A 12,420-nucleotide genomic window follows, 5' to 3' on the forward strand; every position below is an offset into this window, starting at 1 on the left:
TCTGCGGTTTCGCATCAATCAAGCATTGAGAGGTTCTTATGTCGGCCGACTATGACCGGTTGTTCCACAATCCGGACGCCGCTCAGACGCCGGACGAAGCGACCACGCAGGTGGATCGTGACGCCATCCTGAAAGGCAGTACCCCCGGCGCCGCTGCGGGTGCCGCCGGTGCAGGCGCCTCGGCCACCCCGGTCCCGGCCGATACCGGGCGCAGCGATACCGCATCGGCCCCGCCGCCGATGCCGATCACCCCGCCGCGCACCCAGTCGGCGCCGCCGCCGCGGCAGTCCGAGATCACCCACCAGATCCCGCCCACGACCGCCGCGCCCAACCCGGCGCCCGCACCGGGCCCGCAGCATCAGCGCCCACAGAACGGCCTGCTGCGCACTCCGCAGACCAATGCGTCCGCCGGCGCGCGCTTCGAGGTGCCGCACTCCGCGCCGGCCCCGACGCCGCGCCCCGCGCCCGCACCGTCGCCCTCACAGCACTTCGCCGAGGCGCCGCTCGAAGTGAACTGGCAGCCCGGTCAGCCGCCGATGCAACCGGCGCCTACGTCGGCCGCCGCGATGGGCAACCACCGCGCCATCGACGCCCTGTCCCACGTCGGCGTGAAGTCCGCGGTGAAGATGCCGTCGCAGCGCGGCTGGCGGCACGTCCTCTACCTGTTGACCCGCATCAACCTGGGGCTGTCGCCCGATGAGCTCTACGAGATGGACCTGCACGCGCGGATCCGCCGCAATGCCCGCGACAGCTACCAGATCGGCGTGCTCGGGCTGAAGGGTGGCGTCGGCAAGACGTCGGTCACCGTCGCGCTGGGTTCGGCGCTGTCGAAGGTCCGCGGCGACCGCATCCTCGCGATCGACGCCAACCCCGACGGCGGCAACCTGGCCGACCGGGCCGGTCGGCAGTCCGCGGCCACGGTCGCCGATCTGCTGTCGGACAAGGAGCTGTCCCGCTACAACGACATCCGCGCCTACACGTCGATGAACGGCGCGAATCTCGAGGTGCTGTCGTCCGAGGAGTACAGCCAGGCCCGCCGCGAGTTCAACGACGAGGATTGGCAGGGCGCCACCAACGTCGTCTCCCGCTACTACAACCTCGTGCTGGCCGACTGCGGTGCGGGGCTGTTCCAGCCGGCGTCCCGCGCCGTGCTCAAAACGGTGTCCGGGCTGGTCATCGTGGCCAGCGCCTCCATCGACGGCGCCCGCCAGGCCGCGGTCACGATGGACTGGATGCGACAGAACGGGTACCAGGATCTGCTGGGCCGGTCCTGCGTCGTCATCAACCACGTGACGCCGGGCAAGCCCAACATCGACGTCGCCGATCTTGTTGCGCAATTCGAACGTCACGTGCAGCCCGGCCGTGTCATCGTGCTGCCGTGGGACAAGCACATCGCAGCGGGCACCGAGATCCAGCTGGAGCTGCTCGACAAGACGTTCCAGCGCCGGATCATCGAATTGGCGGCCGCCTTGTCTGACGACTTCGACAGGCTCGAACGCCGTTGACCGCTACCGCACCGAGCTCAGCGCCGGCCGGCGGGTCGAGCGCCACCCCCGGGCGGCAGGCCACCACCCGGGTGACGGTGCTGACCGGTAGGCGGATGACCGATCTGGTGCTGCCGGCGGCGGCGCCGATCGAGACCTACATCGACGACACCGTCGCCGTCCTCGCCGAGATCCTCGAGGACACCCCGAAGGACGTGCTGGCCGGGTTCGACTTCGCCGCCCAGGGCGTGTGGTCGTTCGCGCGGCCCGGTGCGCCGCCGCTGCGGGGCGGCGAATCCCTCGATGACGCCGGAGTGGTGGACGGGTCGCTGCTGACGCTGGTGTCGGTCAGCCGCACCGAACGCTATCGGCCGCTGGTCGAGGACGTCATCGACGCGATCGCGGTCCTCGACGAGTCCCCGGAGTTCGACCGCAGGGCTCTGCACCGCTTCGTCGGCGTCTGTGTGCCCGCGGTCGCGGTGGCAATCACCGCGATCTCCATGCTGACCTGGGACCGCACCGGCCAGAGCCTGTGGTGGGCGCTGGCACTGGCGCTGTTCGGACTGGCTCTGCTGGGCGGCAGTCTGCTCGCCCAGAGCCGCTTCTCGGACATCGACATGGCTGAGAGCCTGCTCGTCGCCTCGGCGCCCGCCCTCACCGGCGCGGCCGCGCTGGCAGTGCCGTTACCCCACGGGGTCGGATCGCTGGGCGCCCCGCAGGTGGCCGGCGCCGGTGCGGTACTGCTGCTGCTCACCCTCGCCACCCGCGGCGGCCCCCGCCGACGGGCCGAGATCGGTGCGTTCCTGGCTGTCGCGGCCACCGCGCTGACCGCGGCGGCCGTCGCCTACGGCTACGGCTGGGCGTACTGGGTCCCCGCGGGTGCGGTGGCGTTCGGATTGATCGTGGTGACCAACGCCGCGAAGCTGACGGTCGCGGTCGCCCGCATCGCGCTGCCACCGATCCCCGCACCCGGGGAGACCGTCTCCAACGACGAACTGCTCGACCCGGTCACCACCCGTGAACTCGCCGACGAGGAGACGCCGACCTGGCAGGCGATCATCGCGTCGGTGCCCGAATCCGCGGCGCGCCTGCAGGAGCGCAGTGTGCTGGCCAAGAAGCTGCTCATCGGCTTCCTCACCGCGGGCGCGCTGACGCTGGCCGTCGGCGCCATCGCCGTCGTGGTGCAGGGCCACTTCTTCGTCCACAGCCTGGTGGTCGCCGGTCTGGTCGCGGCCATCTGCGGGTTCCGGTCCCGGCTGTACGCCGAACGCTGGTGCGCCTGGGCGCTGCTGACGGTGACGGTCGCGGTCCCGACGGGCGTGATGGTGCGGCTGTGCCTGTGGTATCCCGACGATGCCTGGTTGGTGCTGGCCGTCTACGCAGCGCTCGGCGCCGTCGCGCTGATCGTCATCGGCGCCACCGACGGGGTGCGCCGGCTGTCGCCGGTGACCAAGCGGATCCTGGAACTGATCGACGGCGCCGCGATCGCGGCGGTGATCCCGCTGCTGCTGTGGATCGCCAGCGTCTACGACCTGCTCCGCAACCTGCGCTTCTAGTCGGGCTCGGCGGCCGGCCGTCGCAGGAATTCCACCAGCACGTCGGCCATCGCGGCGATGGCGCCGCCTGCGAGCACCTCGTAGCCGTGCGTGCTGAGTGTCGGCAGGCACAGCAGCCCGGCGCGCGGGGTGAGGCCGCTGGCCTTGGCGTGCGAGGCGTCGGATTCGAATGCGCCGAGCACCGCGGCCTGCGGGGAAAGGCCGAGATCGGCGGCGATCTGCATCAGCCGGTCGGCGACGTCTTTGTCGTAGACGCACTCCGCATCGCTGTAGGCGACGATCGGACCGCCGCTGCACGTGGTGTCGTACTCCTGCTCGGTGGGTCCGACCTCGAGCGCGATCGTCAGCTCCCCGGGGAGCGTTCTGTTGGCGTAGGAGCCGCCGACGCCGCCGATCTCCTCGTTGGTGGTGAACACGAAGTAGGCGTCGGTGGCGGGCCGCATGCCGGACTCGTGCAGTCTGCGTGCGGTCTGCAGGAGAGCGGTGCACGGCGCCCGGTCGTCCATGAACTACGACCCGAGATAGTCACCGAACTCGAAGAGCTGCCGCTTGCTGCGGTCCACGCACACCCGGGTGCCGGGGTGCACGCCGGCGGCGGCCAGTTCGTCGGGGGTGCGTCCGGTGAAGACGTACACGTGCGTCCAGTCCAGCGCCATATCGCCCTGATCGGGTTTGGTCTCCCAGATCCGCCGGCTCTCCTTGGTGGTGTGCTCCGAACCGAGTGTGAGCACCGCTGTCAGCGTCTCGTGGTCGCCGAGGACGGCCACCGGTCCCAGCCCGAAGTTGCCCGGATACATGGTGCCGAGCGGGGTGAGGTGTAGAGATCCGTCCGGCGCGATGCGCTTGACCAGCATCGAGAGCTCATCCAGGTGGGCCGTCAGCCGCGTGCCCGCGCCGTCGCCGGTGTCGCTGCGAATCACCCCGACGAGGTTGCGGGCCTCGTCGACCCACAGTTCGTCGAACGTAGGGCTCCAGCTCGCGGCGGCAGACGTCGCGGACCGCGTCCTCTTGTCCGCACGGGCCGTAGGTCCACAGCAGTTCCTGGAGGAGTTCGCGGGTGCCTTCGGTCACCGGGCTAGTTCTGCAGGCCCGCGCGCAGCGCAATGGCCTGCTTCACGCCGACGTCGGTGACCGTGTCGGGGTCGGCGGGATCGCCCGGGGCGCTGCCGAACTCGATCCGCGCGACGGCGGGACCCTCGGTGAACAGCAGCACGGTCATGTCCTTGGTGCCGTCCGCGGACAGCCCGCTGACGACGGTGCCGTCGGTCCCTACCGGCGACGGGGCGGGTGGACCGCCCGTGAGGGTGTTGCCGATGGCCTGCACGCTCGCGTCGAGGGCGGCCTTGGCCGCCGCCGGGTCGGGCAGGACGTTGATGGTCACGCCCACCGCGTGGGTGTCGTCCTGGTTGACGAACAGCGCCGAGACGCCCTTACCGCCGCGACGGTTGGGCACCGTGGAGCGCAGCACGAACTGCTGGGTGGCGGTGCTGATGTCACCGGGTTGAACCAGCAGCCGCGAATAGTCGGTCGCGGCGGTGTTCTCCTTGGGTGCGGACGTCGGCGCCGAGGTGGTCGGCGCCATCGCCGGCAGTCCGGTCTCCGCGGACGAGGACGACGAGGAGGACGGAGACGATGGAGCCGTGCCGTTCGGCGTACACCCGCTCAAGCCGAGCGTCAGAACGACCGCTGCGCCGACGGCGGCGCGAACCACGACCGATTTGTTGCGTGCAATGCCCATGGCTATCCGCTGAAACCTCTTCCGATCCGAAACCTGAGATTATACTGAACAGAGTGTCCACTAATCATGGTACGCGGGCCGTCGCGGACGTGGCAATCGCTGCGACACCGCCGGTGCGGCGCGGCCGGCCGCGGAACGCCGAACTGCGCGACGCCGTGTTACGCGCGGCCGCCGACCTCGCGCTGGCGGGAGGGGACACCCGCGTCAGCATCGACGCGATCGCCAAGCGGGCGGCCGTCAGCCGCACCACCATCTACAAGTGGTGGCCGTCCGCCGCGGCGATCGTGCTGGAGGGTCTGCTCGACCGGATGCGCCCGTCGATCACCCCGCCGGGTGGCAGCTCCGTGCGGGAGGCGGTCGACCACCAGCTACGCGCCCTCAACGCAATCCTCTCCGACCCCACCACCGGCCCGCTGTTCCGCAGCGTCATCGCCGCGGCCGGCTCGGACGCCGAACTGGCCGCAGCACTGCTCGGCGAATGGCTGCTGCCGCGGCGCGCCGCGATACGCGCGGTGCTGCTCGACGGGATCGCCTCGGGTGAGCTGCGTGCCGACGTCGACGTCGACGTGATGGTCGACGCCCTGTTCTCGCCGCCGTATCACCGGCTGATGTTCGCCATGCCGGCGCTGGACGACGCGGCGCTGACCCGACTTCTCGACACCGTCTGGCGCGGATCGGTCTCCGACCTGGCCGCCGCCCGCCTACAGTCGAACCCATGACACGCATGGTGCGACGATTCGCCGGGGCGGCACTCTGCGCGGGCGCGCTGGTCGCGACGGGCACCGTCGTCACCCCCGCGGTCAGCGCCGCCTGCCTGCCTGGCGAAACCGGCGTGACCAACGGCTGCGCCCCGTTCTGCCTGCCCGGCAAGTACCTCGACATGAGCACCGGCCTGTGCACGCCCGCGCCGTTCCCGGTACCGCCCGGTTCGGGTCCGCTGCCGCCGGCGGGGGCGATCCCGCCGTCCCCATACTGAGCCCACCCCGAAGCCCACCCCTAAGCCCACCCGCTGTAGACCCGTCCGAGCCGGGTGGGCGACCATGTACGCCGTGTATGACGAGGGTTCCTCCGATACGTCCGACGCCGACGCCGCGCACGAAGCGGGGTCCCGCCTGGACCCGGTGCTCGCCCGCAGCTGGCTGTTGGTCAACGGTGCGCACGCCGACCGGTTCGCCGCGGCCGCGCGTTCCCGCGCCGATGTCGTCGTCCTCGACATCGAAGATGCGGTCGCGCCCAAGGACAAGACGGCCGCCCGCGACAACGTGGTGGCATGGCTGGCGGCCGGCAACGCCGACTGGGTGCGGATCAACGGCTTCGGCACGCCGTGGTGGTCCGACGATCTCGACGCCCTGAGCGGTACGTCGCTCGGCGGCGTGATGCTGGCGATGGCCGAATCGGTCGACCACGTGGCCGAGACCGCCAAACGGCTGCCCGGTGTGCCGATCGTCGCACTGGTGGAGACCGCCCGCGGGCTCGAGCGGATCACCGAGATCGCCGCCGCGAAGGGCACGTTCCGGCTGGCGTTCGGCATCGGCGACTTCCGCCGCGACACCGGATTCGGGGACGATCCGGCGACGCTGGCCTACGCGCGATCGCGGTTCACCATCGCCGCCAAGGCCGCGCATCTACCGAGCGCGATCGACGGCCCCACCATCGGATCGAGTGCGCTCAAGCTGATCGAGGCGACCGCGGTCACCGCGGAGTTCGGCATGGGCGGCAAGATCTGCCTGACCCCGGAGCAGTGCGCGGTGGTCAACGAGGGGCTGTCGCCGTCGCAGGACGAGATCTCCTGGGCCAAGGAGTTCTTCGCGGAGTTCGAACGCGACGGCGGGGAGATCCGCAACGGATCGGATCTGCCGCGAATCGCGCGGGCCAACAAGATCCTCGACCTGGCGCGGGCCTACGGCATCGAGGTCTCCGACTTCGACGACGAGTCCGTGCACGTGCCGCCGCCCTCGGACACTTACCACTTCTGACCGTCAGGTGCCGCAGAACGTCCGGTAGGTGCCGAAGTCGTCGGGCGCGGGTTCGGCATGGCGTTCCAAGCCGGGCCGCTCGTCGAACGGCCGGGTCACGGCGTCGAGCAACCGCTCGACCGGGCCCAGGTCCCCGTCGGTCGCCGCGGCCAGCGCCTCCTCGACGAGATGGTTGCGGGGGATGTACACGGGGTTGACGCGGTCCATGGCCTCGCCGTCGGGGGACAGCTCCCGCCAGCGTTGCAGCCAGGCGTCGAAACCGGCGAGGTCGGCGAACAGTCCGCGCACCGGTTCGGCGTCACCGCGGGTGGCGCGGGCCAGCGCCCGGAAGAACGACGTGTAGTCGATGTGGTTGTGCTGCAACAACTCCGGCAGGTCGGCCAGCAGTGATGCGGCGGCGTCGGTGTCGACGTGTGCCACGCCCAGCTTCGCCTGCATCCCCGCCGTGTAGGCCGCGTTGTAGCGGGTGCTCAAGGCGCCCAGCGAACGCTCCGCGATCGCGATGGCCTCGTCGACGTCCTCGGCGAACAGCGGCAGCAGCGTCTCGGCGAAGCGCGCCAGGTTCCACGCCGCGATCGCCGGCTGGTTGCCGTAGGCGTAACGGCCCCAGGAATCGATGGAGCTGAACACCGTTGCCGGATCGTAGGCGTCCATGAACGCGCACGGCCCGTAGTCGATGGTCTCCCCGGAGATCGTCATGTTGTCGGTGTTCATCACCCCGTGCACGAATCCGACGAGCATCCAGCGGGCGACGAGTTCGGACTGCGCGGCCACGACGGCGTCGTACAGCGCGAGATAGGGGTTGTCGGCCGACGCCGCCTCGGGATGGTGCCGTTCGATCGCGAAATCGGCCAGCTTGCAAAGCAATCCGCGGTCACCGGACGCGGCCGCGTACTGGAAGCTGCCCACCCGCAGATGGCTGCTCGCCACCCGGGCCAGCACCGCACCCGGCAGCGCCGTCTCCCGCTGCACGCGACGTCCGGTCGCCACCACCGCCAGCGACCGGGTGGTCGGGATGCCGAGGGCGTGCATCGACTCGCTGACGATGTACTCGCGCAACATCGGGCCGACGGCGGCCAGGCCATCCCCGGCGCGGGCGAACGGGGTGTGCCCGGAGCCCTTCAGATGCAGATCGCGGACGTGTCCCTCGGTGTCGACGAGTTCCCCGAGCAGCAGGGCACGGCCGTCCCCCAGACGGGGCGCGTAGCCGCCGAACTGGTGTCCGGCGTAGGCCTGCGCCACCGGGGTGGCGCCGCTGGGAACCGAGTTGCCGACCAGCAGACGGACCCCCTCGGGGGTCCGCAGCCAGTCGGCGTCGAGACCCAGTCCCGCGGCGAGGCGCTCGTTGAGCACCAGTAGCTGCGGATCCGGGACCTCTTCGGCTCGCCAGGGCAGCGCCATCTCCGGCAGTGCCCGCGCGAAGCGGTCGTCGAGCACAAGGGCAGGCAGGGAGGAAACGCTCACCTCATCCAGCCTACGAGCACGTCAGGTCTTGTCCGGATCGATCGCGTCCTTGAGCTTGCCCATGACGCCCTTCTCGGTGCCGAACGACGGTGTGCGCGGTTCGCCCATGGCGCCGTCGTAGGTGACGTAGAGCTTCGGGTCCGGCGGCGGGCCGGACTGACGGTCACCGAGCGGCTGCGGGTCGGCGAGGAACTTGCCGGTGTGCACACCGTCGGGCAGGGGTCCGTGCGCCCAACGGCCCTTGTCGGCGTCGGCGCCGTCGGACAGATGCCACAGCGTGCTGGCGTGCTCGGTGTACTCCTCGTCGAACAGATCGTCCGGTGCCACGACCTTCTCCAGCCCGTCGGCCTGCAGTTCCTCGATCGCGGCCAACCACATGTTCTGGTGGTAGGTGTCGCGGGCGAGGTTGAACTTCAACATCGCCTTGACGCCGGGGTCGTCGGTCATGTGCCACAGCCGCGCGGTCTGCACGCGGCCCTGCGCCTCGGCGGTCACGTTGGCGTAGAAGTCGGCCAGCAGGTTGCCCGATGCGGTCACGTAGCGGCCGTTCCACGGCACGCCCTGGCTGTCCGACAGCGTCGGTGCGCCGCCGGAGATGATGGCCTGCTGCGGGTCCATTCCGCCCATCACCGCGGCCACGACCGGATCGCCCAGTGCGTTCTCGGTGGCGTCGGTGGCGGGAGCACTCTCCAGCAGGCGCGCGATCATGGTCGCGATCATCTCGACGTGACCGATCTCCTCGGTCGCGATGTCCATGATCAGGTCCTTGTACTTGCCCTTCATGCGACAGTTCCAGCCCTGCATCAGGTACTGCATCGTCACGGTCATCTCGCCGTAGGCGCCACCCAGCAGCTCCTGCAGTTTGCGGGCGTAGACCGGATCGGGCTTCTCGGGCTTGACGTCGAATTGCATGTAATCGGTATGGCGAAACATCAACGCGCTCCAATGGTTTTAGTGACTAAGGGCCGCGATCCATCACCGCGCCCGACGACCGCACGCCTCTGAACGGTCCACCCGCGATACCCGGGCAGGTCACCCCGAAACATGGGCGCGCACGCGTTTCAACCCGGTCTGCGGGGGCACTCGCCGAGCGCACGAAAGGAGTCCCGCATGGGCACATCTCTGGCCGACCAGACCGCCGACGACCTGGGCGGGCCGCACAGCGTGCTGACGCGTCAGAAACGCGACCACGTCGAGCTCGACCGGCTGCTGCACCGGATCGACGAGTCCGACGGCGCAACCCGGCAGGATCATCTGACCCAGTTGTGCCGCTTGGTGTTTCCGCACGCCTTCGCCGAGGAGTCGGTGCTGTGGCCGGCGATCCGGAAGTGGGTTCCGCAGGGTGAACCCCTCACCCTCGAGATCGAACGCGAGCACCAGGAGATCAACGAACTCTTTACCGAACTGGAGAAGCTGCGGCCGGACGACCCGGAGCATCGACGGCTCTGGGAGCGCATCAAATCGCTGCTGCGTGAGGATGTTCGGGACGAGGAGGACCGGTTGCTGCCGATGCTTCAGGACGCGCTGGACCGCGACACGCTGGTGCGGCTCGGGTGGGCATGGGAGGCCGTGCGGCGCATCTCCCCGACCCGGCCGCATCCGGTCGTGGCGCGACGGCCGCCGGGCAACGTCGCGGCGGCCGCACCGCTGACAGTGCTGGACCGCGCCCGCGATCAACTGGACCGGGCGGCACGCCGGTCGACCGGACGGACGGGCGCGCTACTGGGCTCGGCCAGCGCGGGCCTCGCGCGGGTGGCAGGCGTCATCGAACACGTGCCGCCGCTCACCCGCGGCGAGGACCCGAGCACCCGGCCCGGCCGGAGCGAGCAGGGTCAGGACTGATCGGGAGTTGCGGCGCCCTGGTCCTCGGCATCGCGCACCCCCTCCGGCGGCGGCGTCGAATACCCGGGGCTCGCCGAGGGAATCTGCTGGCCGGTGTGGCCCTCGTCGGTCTGGTCGGCGTCCTGCGTCGGCTCTGGTGAACTCACGAATCCTCCTGCGTCGTTGTGGTGTTGCGCCAAGGGCTACCCGGCGCCACCGTCGGGAAACGCGGCATAACTCGGCCCATGACGGGGAACACCCGACGGAATGGGCACCGACCTGCACGACGAGGACGTGATCGTCGTCGGCGCCGGACCCTGCGGGTTGGCCATCGCCCGGCAGCTGCGCCACGAACGCGGAATCGACGCGCTCGTCGTCGACAGGGCGCATGCGCCCGCATCGTCCTGGCGTCGCCGCCACGACGGCTTCCGCCTCAACACCTGCGGGTTCTGGTCGCATCTGCCTGGCCAGCGCATCCCGCGCCGGCACGGCCGCTGGCCCGGGCGCGACGCGATCGTCGGCTACCTCGACGACTATGTGCGGCGGCAGGATCTGCGGCTGCAGCTGGGCGTCACGGTGGTCCGGGTCGACGGCGACGACGGCCGCTGGCTGGTGACCACCGAGGACGGCGCCGTGCACGCGCGGGCGGTGATCGTGGCGACCGGGAACTACCACACGCCGGCGCTGCCGCCCTGGCCCGGCATGGACGGCTTCACCGGCGAGATCCTGCACTCCGCCGACTACCGCAACCCGTGGCCGTTCGTGGGCCGCGACGTGCTGGTGGTGGGTCCGGGCAATTCAGGCACCGACATCGCCGTGCAGCTGACCGGGGTGGCGGAGCGGGTGCGGATGGCGGTCCGCACGCCGCCGCACCTGGTACCACGTTCGACCGCCGGTCTGCCCATCGACGCGGCGACGCCGGTGTTGCGCCGGCTGCCGGTGGCGGTGCTCGACCGTGCGGCGGCGGTGCTGCAACGCGCCCGGTTCGGTGATCTGTCCTCACACGGTGTGCCGGCACCCGGCAAGGGCATCTATCGCGCACTGCTGGACGACGGACACGTCCCGACGATCGGCGACCAGCTGGTGGCCCGCATCAGGGACGGACGCATCGGCGTCGTCCCGGCGGTCGAATCCTTCGACGCCGACAAGATCGTCCTCGCCGACGAATCCCGCGTCACCGCCGACGTCGTCATCGCCGCCACCGGGTACCACCCGGGGCTCGAGCCGCTGGTGGGACATCTTGGCGTCCTCGACACCCACGGCCATCCGTCGGTCAACGGATTGCCCTGCGCGGCACCGGGTTTATGGTTCGCCGGTTACGACGAGCCGCTCATCGGGCCGCTGCGCTCATACCGGTTGCAGGCCGGCCCGATCGCGGCCGACGTGGCGCGGTACCTGACGCGCTGAGTCATCCCACGGCGTCGCGTCCGGCTTCGAGGGCACGGTCGCCCTTGCGTCGATAGAGATCTTCGTCGGCCAACGCGAACAACGCGTCGACGGCCCCCTCGTCGGGCGGGCCGACGGCGACGCCGAATGTCACGCCCACGGCGTGCCCGTCGACGAGTTCGGCAGCAACGGAGCGGGCTTCGTCATCGCCGTAGCCGGACAAGACGACCACGAACTCGTCACCCCCGACCCTGCCGATGACACTCGGCTGCGGCAACCGCTGCAGCCACTTCTCGGCGAGATCGCACAGCACCGCATCACCCGCGGTGTGCCCGCGCTGGTCGTTGACGAGTTTGAAGTCGTCGACATCGAGGACGACGACGGCGATCGCTTCACCCCGGCGTCGGGCGCGGGCGGTGATCCGCTGCGATTGTCGTGCGATGCCGGCCCGGTTCCACACCGACGTCAGCGGATCCCGCAGCGCTGCGTTCAGCAGCGCCGTATTCGCCATTCCGAACACCTCGGCGGCACCGAGGATGCACAGGGCGTACAGCACCACCCAGAGGGTGGGGACCGGTGCCGGCGCGATCATGAGCGCGGTGGCCGACACCGCTGCGATGGCCGCGACGGCGATCCGCGTCGCGGCCGGGCTGTGCCAGGTGCGGATGAACATCGCGATGAACATCAACGGCACGACCGACCAGACCTGGGCGGCGATCTGATGGTGAAACAGCACCGCCGCCACCGGCGCCCCGATGACGCACAGCAGCGCCCCGACATACCGACGACCGCGTAGTGGCGGGTGCCAGGCCGCCGAAAGCCCGGCGAGCGCCAGCAGCATCGCGAGAACCTCACCGCGCGCGTCGGACGGCGGGAGCTCGAGCCAGTACGCCGACACCACCGACACGAGATAGAGCACGAGCACGGCCGCAAGATAGGAGACCAGCATCTTGCGGCGCAGTGTCTCGTCGAAGCGCACGGCGTGAGTCGCCATC

General features: G+C 70.3%; 12 protein-coding genes and 1 pseudogene. 7 read left to right on the forward strand and 6 right to left on the reverse strand.

All coding sequences use genetic code 11. The features are described from left to right. The first annotated feature begins 38 nt into the window (after positions 1-38). Both A5757_RS13715 and eccD read left to right on the forward strand, forming a co-directional pair. A complete protein-coding gene (locus tag A5757_RS13715) occupies positions 39-1,505 on the forward strand; it encodes a MinD/ParA family protein (protein WP_066835011.1) in 1,467 nt (488 codons plus the stop codon). Then, on the forward strand, positions 1,502-3,040 hold the full coding sequence (gene eccD, locus A5757_RS13720; RefSeq protein ID WP_082929464.1) for a type VII secretion integral membrane protein EccD: 1,539 nt from the start codon (positions 1,502-1,504) through the stop codon (positions 3,038-3,040). The genes A5757_RS13715 and eccD overlap by 4 nt, the downstream gene beginning before the upstream one ends. Here eccD and A5757_RS13725 read toward each other — a convergent pair. Continuing rightward, positions 3,037-4,111, reverse strand: a pseudogene (locus tag A5757_RS13725) (M42 family metallopeptidase). The gene eccD and the pseudogene A5757_RS13725 overlap by 4 nt on opposite strands. 4 nt (positions 4,112-4,115) lie before the next feature. After that, positions 4,116-4,778, reverse strand: coding sequence for a hypothetical protein (locus tag A5757_RS13730; protein WP_066835015.1), 663 nt, complete (start codon positions 4,776-4,778; stop codon positions 4,116-4,118). A 53-nt stretch (positions 4,779-4,831) separates the two neighbouring features. Between A5757_RS13730 and A5757_RS13735 the strand changes: the two genes are divergently transcribed. From A5757_RS13735 to A5757_RS13745, 3 genes are all read left to right on the forward strand, one after another. Then, a complete protein-coding gene (locus A5757_RS13735; RefSeq protein WP_308195072.1) occupies positions 4,832-5,497 on the forward strand; it encodes a TetR/AcrR family transcriptional regulator C-terminal ligand-binding domain-containing protein in 666 nt (221 codons plus the stop codon). Continuing rightward, positions 5,494-5,754: a hypothetical protein gene (locus tag A5757_RS13740; RefSeq protein ID WP_066835021.1), complete on the forward strand. Its 261-nt coding sequence runs from the start codon at positions 5,494-5,496 to the stop codon at positions 5,752-5,754. Before A5757_RS13735 ends, A5757_RS13740 begins: the two co-directional genes overlap by 4 nt. 64 nt (positions 5,755-5,818) lie before the next feature. After that, complete coding sequence (locus tag A5757_RS13745) at positions 5,819-6,754, forward strand: CoA ester lyase (protein ID WP_082929465.1); 936 nt, start codon at positions 5,819-5,821, stop codon at positions 6,752-6,754. Between the two features lie 3 nt (positions 6,755-6,757). On the opposite strand, the gene A5757_RS13750 is transcribed toward A5757_RS13745, so the two are convergent. Together A5757_RS13750 and A5757_RS13755 are read right to left on the reverse strand one after the other, a co-directional pair. Next, the gene (locus A5757_RS13750; RefSeq protein ID WP_369815950.1) at positions 6,758-8,155 is read right to left on the reverse strand and encodes a YdiU family protein; all 1,398 of its coding nucleotides are present in this window, start codon (positions 8,153-8,155) and stop codon (positions 6,758-6,760) included. An 84-nt stretch (positions 8,156-8,239) separates the two neighbouring features. Beyond that, entirely contained in the window at positions 8,240-9,151 is a 912-nt protein-coding gene (locus tag A5757_RS13755) for a manganese catalase family protein (RefSeq protein ID WP_066835027.1), read from the reverse strand. Between the two features lie 177 nt (positions 9,152-9,328). Between A5757_RS13755 and A5757_RS13760 the strand changes: the two genes are divergently transcribed. Then, positions 9,329-10,060 carry a hemerythrin domain-containing protein gene (locus A5757_RS13760; RefSeq protein ID WP_066835029.1) on the forward strand — a complete coding sequence of 244 codons (732 nt, stop codon included), beginning with the start codon at positions 9,329-9,331 and terminating at the stop codon, positions 10,058-10,060. Here A5757_RS13760 and A5757_RS23185 read toward each other — a convergent pair. Continuing rightward, a complete protein-coding gene (locus A5757_RS23185; RefSeq protein WP_156618393.1) occupies positions 10,051-10,206 on the reverse strand; it encodes a hypothetical protein in 156 nt (51 codons plus the stop codon). The two genes, A5757_RS13760 and A5757_RS23185, sit on opposite strands and share 10 nt — an antisense overlap. 100 nt (positions 10,207-10,306) lie before the next feature. Between A5757_RS23185 and A5757_RS13765 the strand changes: the two genes are divergently transcribed. Continuing rightward, entirely contained in the window at positions 10,307-11,446 is a 1,140-nt protein-coding gene (locus A5757_RS13765) for an NAD(P)/FAD-dependent oxidoreductase (protein WP_066835031.1), read from the forward strand. 1 nt (position 11,447) lies between these two features. Here A5757_RS13765 and A5757_RS13770 read toward each other — a convergent pair whose 3' ends face one another. Next, entirely contained in the window at positions 11,448-12,419 is a 972-nt protein-coding gene (locus A5757_RS13770) for a GGDEF domain-containing protein (RefSeq protein ID WP_066835033.1), read from the reverse strand. Between the last annotated feature and the right edge of the window lies 1 nt (position 12,420).

Source organism: Mycobacterium sp. 852013-51886_SCH5428379 (genome assembly GCF_001665575.1).
In the GTDB taxonomy this organism is placed as follows: domain Bacteria; phylum Actinomycetota; class Actinomycetes; order Mycobacteriales; family Mycobacteriaceae; genus Mycobacterium.